The 19570-nt window shown below is 71.8% G+C and carries 17 protein-coding genes and 1 tRNA gene; 7 read left to right on the forward strand and 11 right to left on the reverse strand.

Going from position 1 to position 19570, the window contains the following annotated elements; translation table 11 throughout:
- Positions 1-25: 25 nt before the first annotated feature.
- Positions 26-1360, reverse strand: a complete 1335-nt coding sequence (locus K5S26_RS00650; RefSeq protein ID WP_221855036.1) for an MFS transporter — start codon at positions 1358-1360, stop codon at positions 26-28.
- 112 nt (positions 1361-1472) lie between these two features.
- Between K5S26_RS00650 and K5S26_RS00655 the strand changes: the two genes are divergently transcribed.
- Entirely contained in the window at positions 1473-2354 is an 882-nt protein-coding gene (locus K5S26_RS00655) for a LysR family transcriptional regulator (protein WP_221855037.1), read from the forward strand.
- 88 nt (positions 2355-2442) lie between these two features.
- Here K5S26_RS00655 and K5S26_RS00660 read toward each other — a convergent pair whose 3' ends face one another.
- Together K5S26_RS00660 and K5S26_RS00665 are read right to left on the reverse strand one after the other, a co-directional pair.
- Complete coding sequence (locus tag K5S26_RS00660; RefSeq protein ID WP_221855038.1) at positions 2443-5241, reverse strand: hypothetical protein; 2799 nt, start codon at positions 5239-5241, stop codon at positions 2443-2445.
- A 109-nt stretch (positions 5242-5350) separates the two neighbouring features.
- Positions 5351-7171, reverse strand: coding sequence for an HSP90 family protein (locus K5S26_RS00665; protein ID WP_221855039.1), 1821 nt, complete (start codon positions 7169-7171; stop codon positions 5351-5353).
- Between the two features lie 234 nt (positions 7172-7405).
- On the opposite strand from K5S26_RS00665, the gene K5S26_RS00670 reads away from it, so the two are divergent.
- The 5 genes from K5S26_RS00670 (at position 7406) to rplA (ending at position 10193) form a co-directional block, all read left to right on the forward strand.
- Positions 7406-7478, forward strand: a tRNA-Trp gene (locus K5S26_RS00670).
- A 35-nt stretch (positions 7479-7513) separates the two neighbouring features.
- Positions 7514-7774 carry a preprotein translocase subunit SecE gene (secE, locus tag K5S26_RS00675; RefSeq protein ID WP_221855040.1) on the forward strand — a complete coding sequence of 87 codons (261 nt, stop codon included), beginning with the start codon at positions 7514-7516 and terminating at the stop codon, positions 7772-7774.
- 81 nt (positions 7775-7855) lie between these two features.
- Entirely contained in the window at positions 7856-8878 is a 1023-nt protein-coding gene (gene nusG / locus K5S26_RS00680; protein ID WP_221855041.1) for a transcription termination/antitermination protein NusG, read from the forward strand.
- 176 nt (positions 8879-9054) lie between these two features.
- Positions 9055-9486 (forward strand): 50S ribosomal protein L11, encoded by a 432-nt coding sequence (gene rplK / locus K5S26_RS00685; RefSeq protein ID WP_221855042.1) that lies wholly within the window; start codon positions 9055-9057, stop codon positions 9484-9486.
- A gap of 14 nt (positions 9487-9500) precedes the next feature.
- A complete protein-coding gene (gene rplA, locus K5S26_RS00690) occupies positions 9501-10193 on the forward strand; it encodes a 50S ribosomal protein L1 (RefSeq protein ID WP_221855043.1) in 693 nt (230 codons plus the stop codon).
- 179 nt (positions 10194-10372) lie between these two features.
- On the opposite strand, the gene K5S26_RS00695 is transcribed toward rplA, so the two are convergent.
- Positions 10373-11095, reverse strand: a complete 723-nt coding sequence (locus K5S26_RS00695) for a LysE/ArgO family amino acid transporter (RefSeq protein ID WP_308122708.1) — start codon at positions 11093-11095, stop codon at positions 10373-10375.
- Between the two features lie 75 nt (positions 11096-11170).
- Here K5S26_RS00695 and K5S26_RS00700 point away from each other — a divergent pair, with 75 nt between their 5' ends.
- Complete coding sequence (locus K5S26_RS00700) at positions 11171-12058, forward strand: LysR family transcriptional regulator ArgP (protein ID WP_221855045.1); 888 nt, start codon at positions 11171-11173, stop codon at positions 12056-12058.
- Between the two features lie 57 nt (positions 12059-12115).
- Here the strand turns inward: K5S26_RS00700 and K5S26_RS00705 are convergent, their stop codons facing one another.
- From K5S26_RS00705 to K5S26_RS00735, 7 genes are all read right to left on the reverse strand, one after another.
- Positions 12116-13144, reverse strand: a complete 1029-nt coding sequence (locus K5S26_RS00705; RefSeq protein ID WP_221855047.1) for an NADP-dependent oxidoreductase — start codon at positions 13142-13144, stop codon at positions 12116-12118.
- A gap of 139 nt (positions 13145-13283) precedes the next feature.
- A complete protein-coding gene (locus tag K5S26_RS00710) occupies positions 13284-15038 on the reverse strand; it encodes a choice-of-anchor G family protein (RefSeq protein WP_221855049.1) in 1755 nt (584 codons plus the stop codon).
- Complete coding sequence (locus K5S26_RS00715; protein WP_221855051.1) at positions 15035-15835, reverse strand: hypothetical protein; 801 nt, start codon at positions 15833-15835, stop codon at positions 15035-15037. Before K5S26_RS00715 ends, K5S26_RS00710 begins: the two co-directional genes overlap by 4 nt.
- Positions 15832-16395, reverse strand: a complete 564-nt coding sequence (locus K5S26_RS00720) for a signal peptidase I (RefSeq protein WP_221855053.1) — start codon at positions 16393-16395, stop codon at positions 15832-15834. Before K5S26_RS00720 ends, K5S26_RS00715 begins: the two co-directional genes overlap by 4 nt.
- An 11-nt stretch (positions 16396-16406) precedes the next feature.
- A complete protein-coding gene (locus K5S26_RS00725; protein ID WP_221855055.1) occupies positions 16407-17120 on the reverse strand; it encodes a hypothetical protein in 714 nt (237 codons plus the stop codon).
- 204 nt (positions 17121-17324) lie between these two features.
- Complete coding sequence (locus K5S26_RS00730; protein ID WP_308122709.1) at positions 17325-17789, reverse strand: MarR family winged helix-turn-helix transcriptional regulator; 465 nt, start codon at positions 17787-17789, stop codon at positions 17325-17327.
- Positions 17786-19492: an MDR family MFS transporter gene (locus K5S26_RS00735; protein ID WP_221855057.1), complete on the reverse strand. Its 1707-nt coding sequence runs from the start codon at positions 19490-19492 to the stop codon at positions 17786-17788. The genes K5S26_RS00730 and K5S26_RS00735 overlap by 4 nt, the downstream gene beginning before the upstream one ends.
- Positions 19493-19570 lie beyond the last annotated feature (78 nt).

A 19570-nucleotide genomic window follows, 5' to 3' on the forward strand; every position in this document is an offset into this window, starting at 1 on the left:
CGGGAGGGTGCTGTGTGTCCGGGTGTCAGGCGCGGCTCGGCTGAGCAGACGGCTCGGGCGCGGCGGACGCGTGGCGGCGCACGGCCGCGCGGAGCCCCCACACGCCGGCGACCGTGATCAGCAGCAGGCCGGCGTAGAACGCGGCCACGCCCCAGGGGCTGCCGCCCGTCGCGTTCAGGATCCACTGTGCGATCAGCGGCGTCGACCCGCCGAAGACGGTCGCGCACAGCTGGTACGACAGCGAGATGCCGGAGTAGCGGATGTGCGCGGGGAACGCGGCCGCGAGCTGCGTCGCGAGCAGCGCGTAGTACGCCGTGCCGCCGATGATCGTGAGATACAGGGTGGCGGCGATCCAGACGGGGTTCGCCGCGCTGATGGCGAGGAAGTACGGCACGACCATCACGATGTTCAGCGCGAGGCCGGCCAGCATGACCTGCTCGACGCCGAAGCGCTCGGAGATCCGCGCGGCGATGGGCTGCCAGATGAACTGCACGATGGCCATGCCGAGCAGGATGTTCAGCATCAGCTGGCGGTCGATCCCCAGCGATCCCGTGGTCCACGACAGCAGGAACGTGTTGGAGAAGTAGGCGCTGCCGATGCCCATGACCGACGCGAACATGCCGAGGGCGACCAGCGCGGGAGCCGTGCGCAGGGCCACCAGCACGGGGGCCTTGGCGACCTCGTCGCGGCTGCGCACCTTCTCGAAGTCCTGCGACTCCTCGACCTTCAGGCGGATGACGAGGCCGACGACGACGAGGAGCGCCGAGAGCAGAAAGGGCACGCGCCAGCCCCACGTCAGGAACTGCTCGTCGGGCAGCAGCCCGACCAGGAGGAAGATCAGGGTGGCGAGGATCGAGCCGGCGGGCGATCCCTGCTGGACCCAGGCGCCGGCGAGGCCCTTCTTCTCGCTGCGGGCGTTCTCGGTGGACAGCAGCACGGCACCGCCCCATTCGCCGCCGACGGCGAATCCCTGCACGCCGCGGAGGACCACGAGGAGGACCGGCGCGAGGATGCCGACCTGTGCGTATGTGGGCAGCACGCCGATGAGGGTCGTCGCGGCCCCCATCATGACCAGCGTGATCACGAGGATGTTCTTGCGGCCGAGCCGGTCACCGAAGTGCCCGAAGACCATCCCGCCGATGGGGCGCATCAGGAAGCCGACCCAGAACGTGGCGAAGGAGGCGAGCAGGGCCGCGCCGGGCGCGATCTCGGGATAGAACGTCTGGCTGAACACCAGGGCCGCCGCCGTGCCGAAGATGTAGAAGTCGTACCACTCGATGGCTGTGCCGATGAAGGCGCCGATCATGGAGCGTCGCTGCCGCAGGGCAGCGGGTGTCGCGGGAGCCTGGGGAGCGCTCATGGGGGTCCTCTCGGATGGGCGGCGGACGCCGCGGGTGGGGTGTCATCCATGCTGCGGCGCGGAGGTGATGCGCGTCCAATGCGAAAAACCGTCTTTGCTATACGATCTGTGCATGTTCTCCCCGCCAGCGCTCGAGGCATTCGTCGCCGTGCTCGACTCGGGCACCGTGAGCTCCGCCGCTGCGCGGCTGTTCCGGACGCAGCCGACCGTGTCGCGGCAGCTGGCCGCCCTGGAGGCGCAGATCGGCGGCGAGCTCTTCCGGCGCTCCAGCGCCGGCATGATGCCGACGCCGCTGGGGGAGCGCCTGGAGCCGCTCGCGCGGGACCTCGTCAAGCGCGCGCGGCGCGCCACGGACGTGATGTCCGCACTCGCCGCGGGCCAGCGCGACTTCGTCGTGGCGTGCCCCGAGATGACCGGCGTGCTCGTGCTCGCGCCGTTCATCGCGGAGGGCGGGGCGATCTCCGACGTCGTCTCCGCGCCGCCGGACGAGGTGTACGACAGGCTGCGTCTGGGGGCCGACTTCGCGGTGAACACGAGCCCGCCTCCCCGAGGCCTGCAGGGCATGCGTCTCGCGGCGGTCACCGTGAAGTGCGAGGTGCCGTCGGGCGATCCGTTCGCGACCAGCACCGAGGTCGAGCTCTCGGACCTCCTGGCGCGGCCCTTCTTCATCCCGGGCCTCGGGTCGGCCGTGTGGCGGGCCGTCCAGCACTCCGCCGAGACGGCGGGGCTGTCGCTCGAGCTGGCGACCCGCACGGCCAACGCCCCGGTGGCGCAGGCGAGGGCCGCGGCGGGCGATGGGCCGGCGGTCGTGATCGAGCCCCCGACGTTCGGGCTCGTCCATCGTCCGCTGGTGCACGAGGGACAGGTGCTGACCTGCACGCTCTACGCGGCGTGGGAGCGCGGCCACTACGCGCGGGACGACATCGCGCGGGCGGCCCGCGACGTGGCGGACTTCCTCGGCGCCCACAGCGCCGACTTCGACGTCGTCGCGTGAGCGCCCGTTCCCCGAGGAGTCGTCACCGACGAGGCCTCCGGGAGCCGGGGCATCCGGGCCGGCGCCCGCGTCGTCCGCTGCGTCGCGCTCAGCCTTCGGCGAGGGCGCGCGCCTCGGCGGCCTCGGCGGTGCGGCCGAGGCCCTCCAGCACGTCGCCCAGCTCGAGGGCGGCGACCTGACGGAGCGGAGGGATCTCGGCGGCGTGCTCCAGCACCGAGCGGTACACCGGCACCGCGTCGGTCGCGCGCTGCGCACCGGCGAGCACCCGGGCGGCGAGCAGCTCGGAGCCGCCCGCCGAGCCGAGGTCGCCCAGGGCGGCGAACCCGTCCGCCGCGGTGAGCGCCGCCGCGACCGCCTCGTCGGTGCGCTCGAGCGTCGCCAGAGCGCGGGCGCGGGAGTCCGTCACGTCCGCGAGCAGCCAGGTGGCCTCGTGCTCGCGCGCGACGGCCTCCACCTCGTCGAAGAGCACGAACGCCCGATCATCACGGCGGCCGGCATACGCCTGTCCGAGGCTGTGCAGCACCGAGGTGACGGCGCCGGGCGCGTCCGGGTGCCGTCGAACGATCTCCGCCGCGTTCTCGAGGAGCGCGATCGCGTCGTCCTCCTCTCCGAACCGCGCGAGGATCTTCGCCTGCTCGTTGAGCGCCACGGCCTGGTCTGCGCCCTGCTCCGCGGACTCGTACAGCTCCGCCGCGTATCCGTAGGCGCCGACGGCCTGGCCGAACTCTCCGGATGAGGCGAGGGCCTGTGCGAGGGTCGTGGCGGTCAGCCCGCGCGATCCGGCGGGCACGTCCGACTGCTCCTCCCGCTGCAGGACGTCGCTCAGCAGCTCGGCGGCCTCGGCGGCGTCTCCCGCGGAGAGCATGGCACGCCCCAGCCGGAAGTCGACGCCTGTCGCGTCCCCGCCGTCCTGCGTGACGATGCGTGCGGCGAGCCGGTAGCGGGAGACCGCCCGGTCGGCTTCGCCCGCGTCCTCCCACAGTGCTCCGGCGAGCAGGTGCGACGGGGCGAGGGCGCTCGTCGCGCCGAGGTCGGCCAGAATCCGGCACGCTTCGTCGGCGTCGGCCGCACCGGCGGCGAAGTCGCCCTGGCCACCTCGGATGCGCGCCCGCACCTCGAGCGCGCGGGCGCGGTGCCCGGGGCTCACGTCGTCCTGCGAGAGCAGGCCGTCGACGACGCCGGCGGCCGCGTCCGGTCCGTCCTTCTCGAGCAGCGCGGCGACGGCGAAGAGCGTCGTGGTGTTGACCATGCGCGCGTCGCCGTCGGCGGAGAACTCCCGGGCGGCTCGCTCGGCGAGGTCGAGCGCGGCGTCCGCCTCCTGCGCGCGCAGGTGCAGCGCCGCGCGGCTCAGGGCGAGGTCGCCGCGCGACCAGGCGGGCAGGGCGTCACCGGTCGCGAGCTCTCGGTCTAGCGTGGCGACGTCCTCCGCGTCGTCGGCGCCGAAGGTGGCGAGGCCGGCCCGTGTCTCGAGGTCGGCCTGCGCGTCGAGGCCGGCGCTGCGCAGCTCGGCGCCGCGCTCGGGCAGCAGGTCGCGCGCCTCGTCGGCCTTGCCGCGTGCGACGAGGAGACCGATCTGCAGCGACAGCAGCTGCGCGCGCCGGGCGGGGTCGTCGATCTCCAGTGCGTGGGGGAGCGCCTCGAGGGTCTCCTGCTCGGCGCCGTACTGCCCGAAGCTCATCGCCCGGTGCGCCCACTCGGCCGGATCGGTCGGCGCGGGGGCCGCGGACGGCGCGGCGAAGGCGTCGGAGCGGATCGGCACGTCGTAGCGCGCCTGGGCGAGCCCGCGAAGGTGCTCCAGGCGCTGCGCGTGCGCGCCACCGCCGTCGCGCGCGTCGAAGTCGGCGCCGATGCGCTCGGCGGCGGCCCATGCGGCCGCCGCGAGCTCGGCGGCCGACCAGGCGCCGTCGTGGTCGCCGAAGAAGCCCCGCAGGGCCGTCGCGTCGGCCCCGCGCACCGGAGTGGAGCCGTGGCCGGCCTCCGTCACCCGGTCGAGGGCGAACGCGAAGGCCGAGAGCGCCGCGAAGTGGGCGTCGACGTTGAGCCCGTCGTGGGTGAGCCACGGCAGGTGCCGCTCGACGAGCGCGAGCGCTCGGGCCTCGTTGCCGGTGACGGCGCAGAAGACGACGTTGTTCGCGACGATGGCGAGGTTGTCGGCGTTGTCCTTGGCGAGGCGGTAGCTGCGCAGGTGGGCCGACTTCGCCTCGTCGTGCCGCCCCGCGCGGAGGTAGCTCAGCAGCACCCGGGAGAGCGCGTGCTCCGGCTCCTCGCCGCACGAGAAGCCGCCCTCGAGCATCTCCTCGACGAGGCGGATCGCCTCGTCGTCCCGGTCGGTGTCCACGAAGAACCCGGCGACCTGGCTGCGGCTGCAGGCGTCGCAGTGGCTGTAGTCGTCACGGGGCGTCGCCTCGAGCTGCACGCGCAGCCGCTCGGCGTCCTCCATGCGGCCGGCCTCCCACGCGTCCTCGAAGCGTGCGGTCAGCACGCCGCTCAGTCCCAGGCCGGCCTTGCGGTAGTGATCCTCCATGTCGTCGAGGACGGCGGCGATCTGGTCCTGCGAGAACGCCGGCGACGAGCGCAGGGCCGACGCCATCCACTTGAACTGCCACATCAGGTCGGCGCCGCCGTTGCCGATGTCGAGGGGGAAACGGGCGGGGTCGGCGTCGTGCCGGGCGAGGCACCACGCGAACGAGTTCAGCATGACGTCGGTGACGCCGCCCATGTTCGCCGACGCCGTCTGCCGCATGCGGGCCTGATACTCCAGGCGGTCGTCGCCGATCTCCTGGGCGAGCGTCACGGCCTCGGCCACGAGGGCCTGCTCCTGAGGGCCCCACGGCGTGCGGTCGATCTCTTCCAGGAGCTGGGCGAACTGCTTCTTCGGGCGGGCCATGGGAAGTCCTCGAGGGTCGGGCGACGGCTGTCGGGTGATCGGCGTCGGGCGGTCGTGTCGGGTGGCGGGAGTCGGGCGGTGGCGCGTGGCGTCGGCGGCCGGGTCTGTCTCAGCGGGGCTCGTCGACGGTGTCGACGTCGAGACCGGCCGAGAGCGACACGAGGTCGGCGAGGGCGGTGGTCATGAGCGTCCGGTCGGCGTCGGTGAGCGGGTGATGCCCGGCGAGCAGCGCCTGGATGTACAGGAGCTGGACGGTGCGTGCGAAGACCGCCTCGTCGCGGACGCCGGTGAGGGCCCGGACGACGCGGTTCGACCAGTTCAGGCAGAGCCGGGCGCCGGGCTCCTCGTCCCCCGAGTCCGCGCCGAGGGTGTCGTCGATGCGGTCGAGCACGCCTCCCCACAGCGACCCGGTGATGCCCTTCGTGCGGCTGCGGTCCATCGCGCGCAGCACGTCGGGGTCCACGACGTAGAGCGATGCCAGGTGGTCGCGGCCCATCGTGCGCACGACCACCGAGCACCCGGACGCCGAGAGCACGCCGCCCGCCCGATCCTCGAGCGCGATCGCGGCGGCGCGGTCGTCCAGCGGCGGGGGATCCAGGCGGTCCAGCTCGCCGACGACGTCGACCCGCTCGACGGTGACCTGGGGGTAGAGCTCTGGAAGCATCCGGATCAGGTCGACGTCGAACAGGTAGCCGCCGTTGACCAGGACCTCCGAGGCGGGGGAGATGCCGGCGACCTGGCGGAACTCGTCGACGGTCTCGGCGTAGCGCACGTGCGGATAGCGCTCGACGAGGTCTCCGATGCGCAGCGTCCCGTGCGTCGTCTCCACGCTCAGCCAACGGGTGATGAAGCGGGCGAGCTCCTCGTCGTGCCGTACGAGCGACTTCAGGCCCACCTCGTGGATCGCCACGAACTGGGCGAGACGGTGCGGCTCACGCAGCCCGAGCTCCAGCACCCAGCGGCGGATGCCGGCGCCGAGCTGCTCGCGCACGCGCTCGAGCGCGACGTCCTCGACGAGGGACTCCCGGCTCGCGGTCGGGGCGAGGCCCGTCGAGTCGATCACGGCGCGGACGAAGAACGCCCAGTCGGGCAGCACCTCGTCGGCGCGTTCCGACAGCAGCATCCGCCCGAGGTACATCCGCGTGGCCTGTCGGCTGCCCGGGGGCGGCGCGAAGGGGAGCACGTACGCGAGGCCCCGCGTCCCGGTCGCGGGCTCGGCGAGCTCGATCACGTCCAGGGGCGCCGCGCCGAGCAGGTCTCGGCCGTATCGGACCGCGGCGTCGGGGTCGGCGCGGCTGTCGAGGAACGGAGCGGGGCGCGTGAGGTCGACGTCGCCGCCGGGCGCCTCCAGCACGACCCGCACCGGCAGGAACTCCCCGAACGTCTCGGCCAGCTCGCGGACCGCCGCCGGGCGCAGGAGGTCGTCCTGGTCGAACCGCGGCGCGAGATGAACGCTCGTGCCGACGGGCAGGTCGTCGTCGAGCTCCGCGACGCGGAAGGTGCCGTCGGCGCTGCCGGTCCATTCCACGGCCGGGCCCCCGCGAGCGCTGCGCGAGCGGATCACGATGGTGTCGGCGACCATGAAGCAGCTGAGCAGTCCGATGCCGAACTGTCCGAGGTAGTCGCTGCGGGGCAGATCGAAGATGTCGCGCTTGGAGCTCCGGCCCACCGTCGCGAGCAGCTCCGCGACCTCGGCCGCGGTGAGCCCGACGCCGTCGTCGCGCAGGACGAACTCGCCGGCGCCGTCGGTCAGCGGCGAGATGCGGATCGTGCCGCCTCCGCCGTCGACCTCGCCGCGCGCCGTGATGGCGTCGCGCGCGTTCTGCAGCAGCTCGCGGAGGTACACCCGCGGGCTCGAATAGATGTGCCGGCTCAGCAGGTCCACCACGCCTCGGAGGTCGACCTGGAACTGCTGGACGTCGCCGCTCACGTCACCCTCCCTCGACGACACACGAGCCTATACAAAGACACGTGCCGCGGGCGGCCGATCCCCGTGGTGGCGCCGGATGCGGGGCGGCGAGCAGGGCGAGACGCCCGCCCCGGGACGTCGCCCGGTTCGGCGGACGTGCCCATATGCCCTACACTGGAGCAGCAGTTGTCTGCATTCTTTTGCCATGCCTGGAGGGGTGGTGTCGGATGCGGATCCCGGGATCGCAAGGTCTCTAGGGCGGTAGCTCAATTGGCAGAGCAGCGGTCTCCAAAACCGCAGGTTGCAGGTTCGATTCCTGTCCGCCCTGCGCGTCAGCGTCAGCTGACTCACGAAAGGCAGTCAATGGTCCAGGACGCAGCGAGCGGCGATTACGTCGCGGCAGGGACGACCGGCGAGAAGAAGCCGAACTTCTTCGCGCGGATCGTGATCTTCTTCCGCCAGGTCATCGCCGAGCTCCGCAAGGTCGTCACCCCGACCCGTTCGGAGCTGCTGAAGTTCACCGCCGTCGTGCTCGGCTTCGTCGTCGTCATGATGGGGATCGTCTACGGCCTCGACTATGTCTTCTCGTGGGTCGCGACGGTCGTCTTCGGAGTGCCGGCCTGATCGACTGATGCACCGCCCGCTCGTCGGGCTCGCGGATGAGCGCACGCGCATCCGCCGCGTGAACGGAAGAGAAGAACGCCAGTGTCTGAAAAGCATGTCGACGACGCCGACTGGGCGCCGGCAGCCGAGCAGTCGAGCGAGGAAGACGAGGCCCAGGAGGGCAACGTCCTCTCCGCCGAGTCCCACGCCAGCGATGCCGCCGAGCATGCCGCGATGCACGTCGACGGCGGGGACGGCGCGGCAGACGCGAGCGACGACGAAGACATCGAGATCGACGACCCGGAGGCCGACGCGATCGTGAACGACGCACTGAACATCGACGAGGCGGACGAGGTCGAGGCCGCCGCAGAGGTGCTGAACGACTCCGCCGCCGAGGAGCAGGCGGAGGCCCAGGCCGCAGCGGCCGAGGAGATCCCGCCCTATGACGGCCCGGACGTGAACGGCGACGAGCACGCGGAGGCCGACGCCGAGACCGACGAGGACCCGTACGAGGCGTTCCGTCAGGAGCTGCGCTCGCTCGAGGGCAAGTGGTACGTCATCCACTCGTACGCGGGCTTCGAGCGCAAGGTGAAGGCCAACATCGAGCAGCGCAAGTCGACGCTCGAGGTCGAGGACGACATCTACCAGGTCGAGGTCCCGATGGAGGACGTCGTCGAGATCAAGAACGGCCAGCGCAAGATGGTCACTCGCGTGCGCATCCCCGGCTACGTGCTGGTGCGCATGGAGCTCAACGAGGACACCTGGTCCGTCGTCCGCCACACGCCGGGCGTGACCGGCTTCGTGGGCAACGCCCACAACCCGACGCCGCTGCGCTTCGAAGAGGCGTTCAACATGCTCAAGCCGCTGGTCGAGGTCAAGGAGGCGCAGGCTCAGGCGAAGAGCGGCACCCCCAAGGGCCAGGCCGCGACGCCGCGCGTCATCCCCGCCGAGGTCGACTTCGAGGCCGGCGAGACGATCACGATCAAGGAGGGTTCGTTCGCGGGTCTTCCCGGCACGATCAGCGAGATCAAGCCGGAGAGCGGCAAGCTCACGGTGCTCGTGTCGCTGTTCGAGCGCGAGACCCCGGTCGAGCTCAGCTTCGACCAGGTCACCAAGATGGTCTGACCTCCTCAGGAGGTACGACGGAGAGCCTGGCCCCTCGGGGTCGGGCTCTCCGTCTTCTCTGCTAGAATCGCTTGGTTCGCGCCCTGTCTGCGCGGACGTCCCACACCGCTCGTCAGGGTCATCCTGCGTGCGGGAGAGCGGATGCAACCGGCATCCGTTCGTCGAAAGGAATCGAAATGGCACCCAAGAAGAAGGTGACGGGGCTCATCAAGCTCCAGATCCAGGCCGGCGCCGCCAACCCCGCGCCGCCCATCGGCCCCGCGCTCGGTCAGCACGGCGTCAACATCATGGAGTTCTGCAAGGCGTACAACGCGGCGACCGAGTCGCAGCGCGGCAACGTCATCCCCGTGGAGATCACCGTCTACGAGGACCGCAGCTTCACGTTCATCCTGAAGACCCCGCCGGCCGCCGAGCTGATCAAGAAGGCAGCGGGCGTCGCGAAGGGCTCGTCCACGCCGCACACGGTCAAGGTCGCCAAGCTCACCAAGGAGCAGGTCGCCGAGATCGCCAAGACGAAGCAGCCCGACCTGAACGCGAACGACATCGAGGCCGCCTCGAAGATCATCGCCGGCACCGCCCGCTCCATGGGCATCACGGTCGAGGACTGAGGGGGATAACGATCATGGCTACCAAGTCCAAGGCTTACGCCGCCGCCGTCGAGAAGCTCGAGGCCGGCAAGTTCTACACGCCCACCGAGGCCGTCGTCCTCGCGAAGGAGACGGGCTCGAAGAAGTTCGACTCGACCGTCGAGGTCGCGCTGAAGCTCTCGGTCGACCCGCGCAAGGCCGACCAGATGGTGCGCGGCACCGTCATGCTGCCGCACGGCACGGGCAAGACCGCCCGCGTCATCGTCTTCGCCAACGGCCCCGCGGCCGAGGCCGCCATCGCGGCCGGTGCTGACGAGGTCGGCGGCGCCGAGCTCATCGAGAAGGTCGCCGGCGGCTGGACCGACTTCGACGCGGCCGTCTCGGTGCCCGAGCTCATGGGCCAGGTCGGTCGTCTCGGCAAGGTGCTCGGCCCCCGCGGCCTGATGCCGAACCCGAAGACCGGCACCGTGACCCCCAACCCGGCCAAGGCCGTCGAGGAGATCAAGGGCGGCAAGATCGAGTTCCGCGTCGACAAGCACGCCAACGTGCACTTCATCGTCGGCAAGGCCTCGTTCTCGGCCGAGCAGCTGGACGCGAACCTGCAGGCCGCGCTCGACGAGATCGTGCGCCTGAAGCCGTCGAGCTCGAAGGGTCGCTACATCCAGAAGGGCGCCGTGTCGACCACGTTCGGCCCCGGCATCCCGCTGGACGTCAACGTCATCGCGTAACACGCAGTGCACGAAGGGGCCTCGCCATCTGGCGGGGCCCCTTCGCATTCCCGTTCGCGTCAGCCGAGGATGGCAACAGCGCGCCACGATGACGTGCAAATCCGTTGTGAAGGAGCTATTGGCTCTTCGCGCTCCTTCGTTGTGGAGATCTCCTTCATCGCGGGCTACCCCGCGCGGGATCAGGCGACCGCGAGGCCGCAGGCCAGGGCCAGCATCGCGACCGCGATGAAGGCGTCGAGCACGCGCCAGGCGCGCGGCGAGCTGAGCCAGCGGGCGGCGAAGCGTGCGGCGAGCGTCATGAGGGCGAACCAGATGGCGCTGCCCACGATCGCGCCGGCGCCGAAGGCCCAGCGCAGGTCGCCGTAGCCGGCCGACACGGAGCCGAGCAGGAACACCGTGTCGAGGTACGAGTGGGGGTTCAGCCACGTGATCGCGAGGCAGGAGAGGATCGCCGGCAGCAGCGTCGCCGTGGGCGTCGCCACCCGGACGGGCCGGGTCAGCGTGGCCGTGCCGCCGCGGTGGTCGACGGCCTTATCCGTCACGGTGCCTGCGCCGGGCATCGGAGCGGCCGGCTCCTCGATCCGGATGGCCTCCGGCTTCGGGCGCACCGCGCGCCACGCCGCCGAGAGCGCGTAGGCGGTCAGGAAGGCGACGCCGCCCCAGCGGACGAGCTCGAACAGCCAGGGGAGATGCTCGACCACCACGCCGAATCCGGCGACGCCGGCCGTGATGAGGAGGGCGTCGCTCACGAGGCAGGTCACGGCGAGGGCGACGACGTGACGGCGCTGCACGCCCATGCGCAACAGGAAGATGTTCTGCGCGCCCGGCGCGATGATCAGCGACAGGCACAGCCCGAGCCCGGCGAGGCCGGCGGTCAGGTAAGGGGCGAGGGTGGTGAGCACGGGACGACGCTACGGACCGTCCGCGACTTCACCAAAGCGACGTTCATGATTCTGTGCCTGTGTTAGGAATGCTTCATGTGGATCGCGCCTGACCTCGCCGAGACCGTCGCCGCCGTCGTGGACGAGGGCAGCCTGGACGGAGCTGCGCGCATGCTGCGTATCACCCCCTCCGCCGTGAGCCAGCGGCTGCGGACGCTCGAGGGACAGCTGGGACGCGTGCTCGTCGTCCGGTCGAAGCCGGCCCGCGCCACGGAGGCCGGCGCCGTGGTGGTGCGCCTCGCGCGCCAGTACGCCCTGCTCGGACACGAAGCCGGGGTCGAGCTCGGTCTCGAGGGACCTGGGAGGATGCGCGTGCCGATCGCCGTCAACTCCGACTCGCTCGCCACCTGGTTCCTTCCCGCGCTGCAGCCGGTCATGCGGGCGCACGACGTGAGCTTCGAGCTGCACCGCGACGACCAGGACCACACCGCGGAGCTGCTGGAGGCGGGAACCGTCACCGCGGCGGTCACCTCGCAGCAGGCTCCGATCGCCGGGTGCGTGGTCACGCCGCTCGGCGTGACGGTGTACGAGCCCGTCGCCGCGCCCGCCTTCGTCGAGCGCTGGCTGCCCGCCGGGTCGTCGCTGGACGCGCTCTCGAAGGCCCCGGTCGTCGACTACGACCGCAACGACGACCTGCAGGCGCAGTGGCTCACCGGTCGCGGCGTCGACCCGTCGCGACCGCCTCGGCACTACGTGCCCGCGTCCGAGGACTACGCCACCGCCGTGCGGCTCGGGTTCGGCTGGGGGCTCCTTCCCCCGATGCAGGCCCAGGCGGCGCTCGACGACGGTCGCCTGGTGCGTCTCGACGGCCCACGCGCCTCGGTGCCCCTCTACTGGCAGCAGTGGAACCTGCGCTCACCGCTGCTCGCCGACATCCGCGATGCTGTCGTCAGCGCGGCGCACGCTGCGCTCGAGCCCTCCTGAGCCCGACAGCGCCAGTCGGCGAGGCGCCCGATGACACGGCCCGTGTGGCCGCGCCGATCAGCCGTCGGAGACGCGCAGCACGAGCTTGCCGCGCGTGTGCCCGGCCTCCAGCTGGCGATGCGCGGCGGCGGCGTCGCCCAGCTCGTACACCTTCTCGACGTACACCTGCACGGCGCCGGAGTCGAGCAGGCGGGCGATGGTGCCCAGCGCGGTGCCGTCGGGGGACACCACGAAGGTCGTCGCCCGCACGCCTGCCGCCTCCGCGTCGATCGCGACGTCGGGCCAGCTTCCGCGCGGCACGACGATCAGCAGGCCGCCGGGCCGCAGGACCTCGAGCGAGCGGGTGCCGGTGCGTGCCTTCGCGTTGCCGATCAGGTCGATCACGACGTCGACGTCGGCCACCACGTCCTCGAAGCGCGTGGTGGTGTGGTCGATCACGACCTGCGCGCCGATCTCGCGCAGCCACGCGGCGTTCGCCCCCGACGCCGTCGCCGTGACGTGCGCGCCGAAGTACGCGGCGAACTGGACGGCGAAGTGGCCCACCCCGCCCGAGCCGGCATGGATCAGGATCCGCTGTCCCTCGTGGGCGTGCGCGGTCTCGACGACCAGCTGCCAGGCGGTGAGGGCCGCCAGCGGCACGCCCGCCGCCTCGACATGCGAGAGGGCCGCCGGCTTCGCCGCGAGCGAATGCGACGGGGCCACGACGTACTCCGCGTACGACCCGGGCGTGCGCGGCACGGCGGCCATCCCGAACACCTCGGCGCCCGGCTGCAGCGGGTGCGCCTCGAACGGCGAGGAGACGACCACTCCCGCGAAGTCGAAGCCGGGCACGACCGGGTAGGCGGCGATGCCGGGCGAGACGCCCGCTCCTGCGCGGGTCTTGGCGTCGATGGGGTTCACGCCCGCCGCCACCACGCGGACGAGCACCTCGTCCATCACGGGCGCGGGCACGGGCACGTTGTCCACGCGCAGCGCGGACGGGTCGCCCGGAGCGTCGAACAGCACTGCTCGCATGTGCGACGGCGGCGGGACGGCCGGTTGTGCCGGAGCGACGACGGCAGTGCTGCGTGGCGGCCGGAATCTCATCGGTCGTCCCCCTTCGATCGTTCGGGGCCGCGGCGGCGCGGACCCGTGTACGACAGTCAATCCCGAGTTCATCACGCGAGTGTTTCGGCGGTGCTACGGATCCACGCGGATGGCCGCTGGTCGAGCCGGGACGGGGCGGTCAGCCCTCGGACCCGAGCGACACGGGCCCGGCTGTCGCCGTCGCCAGCGACAGGGACGTCAGGCGGGCGTCGCTCAGCAGACCGATGCGCAGTGCGGTGACGAGGTACTCGGCGGTGGCCGTCGAGGTGGCCGGTCGATAGGACGGCGCGTCCGCGGGCGGCGGGTTCGGCGCGGTGACGTCGGGCTGCAGGTTGACCTGCAGCGAGATGATCGGGGCGAGCGCCGTGAGCAGGCCGCCCACGCCGATCGCCACGGGGGAGAGGATGGCGTCGAGCGTCGGGCCGAGCGCGGTGATCGTCGCGCTCGCGCTGGCGAGGGTCGAATCGAGCACCGCGCTGATCGCTCCGACGATCGTGTTCGTCAGCGGCGACAGGAGCGACGAGATGTTGACACCGCCGAGAGCGGTGATCGTGATCTGCGAGGCCAGGGTGGTGTCGTTCCCGGCGAGCGCCCCGAGCGTCCCCCTCACGTCGATGCCGATCGTCGCGACGTCGACGCAGGTCCCCAGAAGACACGCCTGCAGCGTGAGCGTCTGGGTGATCCGCAGGCCGGTCTGCGCCACGGCCGAGGTGAGCGCGTCCTGCACCGCGACGATCCAGTCGTCCGCGAAGCCGGTCGTGCGGGCGGAGAGGGCCGCGAGCTCCGCCCCGTCGATCAGCGTGTTCGGGGGGAGGCCGTTGAGGCCATCCTCGTCGTCGCCGAGCAGCGCTGCGAGGTCGGCCGAGACGGTCCCGCCGCCGGGGTTCAGGCTCAGGACACTGGCAGAGTCGCGGGTCTCGCCGAGGAGCGCGCTCGCCGCGGAGAAGTCAGGCGGGGTCAGCACGACCGCCGGCGCTGAGCTGCTCTTCACGCTCACCCGCCCGACCAGCAGGTTCAGGTTCAGCGCGTTGAGGGCGGTCGTCAGGGTCGACCCCAGCGCGCCGGTGAGGCCCGAGCTGAGCCCTCCCACCGTGGTGCCGAGCGTCGTGACGGCGCCGTTCACCGCGGGCACGAGGTCGGCCAGAGCGGGTGCCGAGGCCGTCAGGCCCAGGCCGGCGATGTCGTACTCGCGACGCACCGTGCCCTCGTCGGTGCCGACGCCCCACAGCTCGGATGCGAGAAGGGCGCAGCCGTCCACCTGCGACACGGCGGAGACCGCGCCCGTGGTGAGCGTCGCGTCGGCGACGCCGGCGATCGCCGGGACGACGCCGCTCAGGCTGATGGCGGACGACGCGGGAGGCGTGGCATCGTACGGCCCGATGGTGATCACACCCGATCTGTCGGCGACGAGGCCCGTAGCACCGATCGCCGCGCCGGCCGCCGTCACCTGCGAGTACTGCGCCAGCGCACCCGCCGAGATCCCGGGAACGGCGGCGTTCAGGGTCGGCAGCGAGACGAGCGGCACCCCGGACAGCGCGGCGACGCTCAGCGACGTGGAGCGGGTGTGCGTCGTCGTGCCTGCGGGGTCGAGGTCGTGCGCGCTGCTGGGCTCCCACCACTCGATGCCGTCTCCGTCGACGCCGTTCCCCACGCCCTGCACCTCCGCCAGGCTCGCGAGGTCCGTGCCGAGGAGCGTGCCGCCGACCTGACGCGCGGACGCCTCCGCGACGAGCCCCGACTCGGCGCTGCAATCGACCGTCGTCGTCGTCAGCGCGGGTGTCCGCAGCCATTCGGCGTCGTTCCAGGCCGCCAGCGACGTGCTGGTCGTGAGCGGGACGACGAGCAGGGCGGCGACGGCGCCGCCGAGGCCCGCGAATCGCCGGCGGCGGGTCATGACGCGGGCTCCGGTCGGCGTCGGAGCAGCCTCGCGCCGAGGGCGGCCGCGATCGCCGCGGCGGCCAGCGCGAGCAGCCTCGCGACGTCGCCGAGATCGCCTCCCGTGGGCGTGAGGCCGACCGGATCCCGCGCACCGTCCGATCCCGCGTCCGGCGGGCCGTCGCCCTCCTCGGGGCCCTCCGACGTCGCCCCGCCGCCCCCGGTCGCGGTGACGCCGATGTCCACGACGGCGCTCAACCCGTGCAGGGACGCGTCCGCGCGCGCGGCGGGGGAGTCCTCGAGCGCGGCGGTGACGCGGAAGTAGTGCGGGATCGAGCTGACCATGTCGCCCATGCGCATCGGATCGCTGGGCGCCTCGGACAGATCGTGCTCCGGGGTCACGGTCAGCGCACCACCCGGTGCGGGGCACCAGGGCGTCGCCGTGTCCCAGCCCGCCCACGGGACCATGCACTGCTCGATGCTCACCGACAGGCCTCGCGGATGATCCACGAGCGCCCCCTGCTTCCGCAGCTGCACGTCGATCGTCGCGGGACCGGTGCGATCGTCGTGATCGGCCCGGATCAGCCAGGACACCGGCTCCCCTGGGGAGAGCGAGCGCGCCTCCTCGGGGGCACCCTGCGTCCACAGGGACAGCATCCGGTCCGGCGTGGCCTGGTCCCGATCGGGGACGTACTGCGCCGCCTCCGCCGAGAACGCCGACCACACCGACATCGCCATCGCGGCCGAGATCACGAGCAGCGCCGCGCCGATCGCCCGTCGCGCACGCCCCGAGCGGCGACCGCCCGGCGTGCTCATGTGCGCGCGGGCCTCGGCCACAGCACCCACAGCACACCGGCCGGGATCAGGACGGCGAGAAGCGTGATCCCGGCCGGCGAGCCCAAGAAGGTCACGACGTAGCCGACGGCCGGCACCGCGACCACGACCAGTCCGGCGCGGGACACCGTGTACGGCTGGGTGTCCGGGCCGTCGTTCGCGTCGCCCTGCAGCGTCAGCGTGCGCTGATCCGGCTCGCCGTTCGACGAGATCTCGACGATGCGGTGGGTCACGACCTCGCCGTCGCCCGCGCGTGGCACGCTCACGACGTCGCCGACGCGCAGCTCGGCTGCGGCGACGGTCCGCTCGACCGCTGCGGTGCCCGGCGGCATCCCCGGCGACATGGATCCGGTCGTGAGCACGACGAGGTGGAGGCCGAGCAGCCAGGAGGCGAGCAGCCACGCGATCGAGACGAGGCCGACGGCGCCCAGCAGCCACACGAGCACGTCCCGCGGATGCGGCAGCCACAGCCGGCGGCGACGTCGGTGACGGGCACGCAGCTCCGCGCCGTCCGCGCTCCCGCGCGTCGGGACGGTGGTCATCGCGCGTCCCGTCAGTCGGACTCGGCGGTGAACTCCCACGCCGGCACGAGGCCGACGCCCATGTAGTCCTCGGGATCGGCGCCGTCGGGCACATCGAACAGCAGCTGGTAGCAGTAGTACTGGACGTCCCCGCCCTCTGCTGCGAGCTCCTGCGACGCGGATCCTGCCGCGGCGGCGAGGGCGCCGGCGGCGATCTGCGTCACTCCGGGCTGGGACGACGTGCTCGCGTCGCAGCCGAACGCGGGCGTCGAGTCGGCCTCGCTCCACGTCCACACGGTCACCTCGGTCGCCGCGAACAGGGCAGCGGCGGCGGCGTCGGTCGTGGTGCCGGCGTTCAGCAGGTCGTCGGCGGCCTGGAGGGTGAGGGCGCCGCCGAGCGAACCCGCCGTCGTGCGCAGGCCGACGAGGCCGTAGCTCGGCACCTGGGGAGAGAGCGCCTCGACCGAGAACGTCACGACGTTCGCGTCGTCGCTGGTCTCGTGCTGCGAGAAGGTGCCGGCCGAGCCGCCCGTGCTGGGGTAGGCGTACTGCTCCACCTCGAAGGCCGACGTCGAGATGGCGGGATCGTCGCCGTCGAAGCCGCTCGTGAGCCACTCGTTGTCGGTCCAGGCGGCGAGGCTCAGGGTCACGCCCACCGCGGCGACCGCGGCGGCGCTCGTGATGGCGACGACCTTGGCGCCACGGCGGGTGGGAGCGGTCGATGGGCGGGTGCGCAGAGCGGGCATCAGGACTCCAACATGGTCGAGAGATCGGAATATCAGAATCTGGCGAAACTGTGATGCTGATATAACCAGTCAATCGAGTTGGCGTCGAGAGACACTCTCGATCGCACCGACGAGAAGCGGCGATCGCCCGAGACGACGCGTCCCGCCGCCCGATCGCGCCTTCGCGGCGCTCACGGACAGCGGGACGACGGTGCGCGGCGGGAGTCAGTCGGCGCCGGGCACCTGCTCGTGCGTGAGGGCGTGCAGCAGGTCGGCCAGGCGGCGCACATCCGACACGTCCCACTTCTCCAGCGCCCGCGACAGGCCGTGCTCCTGCGGGGCGCGGGCGGTCGCGAGCCGGCGCCGGCCGTCCTCGGTCGGCTCGAGCAGGTGGGCGCGACCGTCCGAGGGGTCGGGGGTGCGTGCCACCAGACCGAGGTCCTCGAGCTCGCGGACGGTCCGGCTGAGCTGGCCCTTGTCGATCATCAGCCGGTCGGCGATCGCGGACGCGGTCAGCGGGCCGGCATCCGCGATGGTGGTGAACACCTTGTAGGCGCCCGGCAGCATCCCGGGCGAGACCCGGTCGGCGTTGCGCATGATGATGCGCCTCACCTGCGCGATCAGCTCGGAGAACTCCAGCTCGACCGCGCGCATCGCCTGCTCGCGCTCCGTCGGGCCCTCGTCGGTCACGGCCTGCGCTCCGTACGCGGCGCGTCCTGCCCCGGCGCCTCGCCGACGATCGGGATCGCGCCCGTCGACGCGACGGCCATCGCCCCCTCGCGCGCGAACGCGGCCTCGGTCGCGGTGAGCTCGTCGACCGCGTCCGTCTCCTGCTCCTGCAGGCGCTCGGCGTTGTTCTTCCGGCCGAGCGGGATGTTGGGCAGGAACGCGATGGCGACGAGGCTCAGCACCCCGAGCGGGATGCCGATGAGGAACGCGTGAGCGATCGAGGTCGCCGCCACCTGCTCGACGATCACCTGCACCGTCGCGGGCAGGTCGCGGGTGATCGGCATCGTGCCCGACTGGAACTGCTCGGCGATGCTCGCGCCCTCGGCTCCGAGCCCAGCGATCGCGCTGGTCAGCTCGTCCTTCCGCTGCGCGAGCTGGTCGGTCATGCTCGAGGCGAGCACCGACCCGATGACCGCGACGCCGGCGGTGCCGCCGATCGTCCGGAAGAAGTTGACGCCCGAGCTGGCGACGCCCATCTCCTCGGGCCGAGCGGTGTTCTGCACGACCAGCACGAGGTTCTGCATCGTCATGCCCATGCCCGCTCCGAGAAGGAACATGTAGACGCCCACGAGGATCAGGCTGGTGTCGTAGGTCAGGGTCGCGAGCATCGCGTTGCCGGTGGTCATCACGATCGCGCCGATCACGAGGTAGCGCTTCCAAGCCCCGTAGCGCGTCACCAGCTGGCCGATGAGCGTCGAGCAGATCAGCATGCCGGCCGCCATCGGGATCGTCATGAGGCCGGCGCCCGTCGGGTCGAACCCGCGCGCCATCTGGAAGTACTGACCGAGGTACACGGCGGTTCCGAACATCGCCACGCCGATGGAGATCGACGCCAGCACCGAGAGCGTGAAGGTGCGGTTGCGGAAGAGGCTGAGCGGGACCACCGGCTCCGCGGCGCGGGTCTCGACCCAGATGAACAGCGCGGTCGCGACGATCGCGCCGCCCACCATCGTGTAGGTCTCGGTGCTGGCCCAGCCGTAGTCCTTCACGTTCGTGACCCAGATGAGCAGCAGGCTCGCGGCGACCGAGAGCAGCACGATGCCGAGGTAGTCGATGCGCACCTTCCGGTTCGCGCGCGGGCTGAGCCGGAGGGTGCGGACGATCACGACGAACGAGATGATCCCGAGCGGGATGCCGACGAAGAAGTTCCAGTGCCAGCCGATGCTGTCCGTCAGCAGGCCGCCGATGATGGGACCTCCCACGGTCGAGACGCCCATGACGACTCCGAAGAGGCCCATGTACTTGCCGCGCTCTCGCGGGCTGATGATGTCGGCCATGATCACCTGGGTGAGCGCCGCGACGCCGCCGGCGCCGATGCCCTGGAAGGCACGGGCGCCGATGAGCATCCCGGGGCTCGTGGCGAAGCCGGCGACCGCGCTGGCGAGAAGGAAGAAGGTCAGCGCGACCAGCACGAGCACCTTGCGGTCGGTGAGGTCGGCGAGCTTTCCCCAGATCGGCGTCGAGATGGCCGTGGTGAGGAGTGCGGCGGTGACGACCCAGGTGTAGTCGGTCTGAGTGCCGCCCAGATCCGGCACGATGATCGGCAGCGAGGTGCCGACGATGGTGTTGGCCATCATCGACGTGAACATCGCCAGCAAGAGGCCGGAGATGGCCTCCAGCACCTGGCGGTGCGTCATCCGAGGAGCGGTGGACTGGTCTGACATGGAGCTCTTTCCTGCGGGAGGGCGGTGGGCGCGGCACCGTCGACGCGCTGAAAAGTTGTGATCGGTCAACTATACGCC

Origin of the sequence: Microbacterium marinilacus, assembly GCF_019753765.1 — a bacterium.
Classification (GTDB): Bacteria; Actinomycetota; Actinomycetes; order Actinomycetales; family Microbacteriaceae; genus Microbacterium; species Microbacterium marinilacus.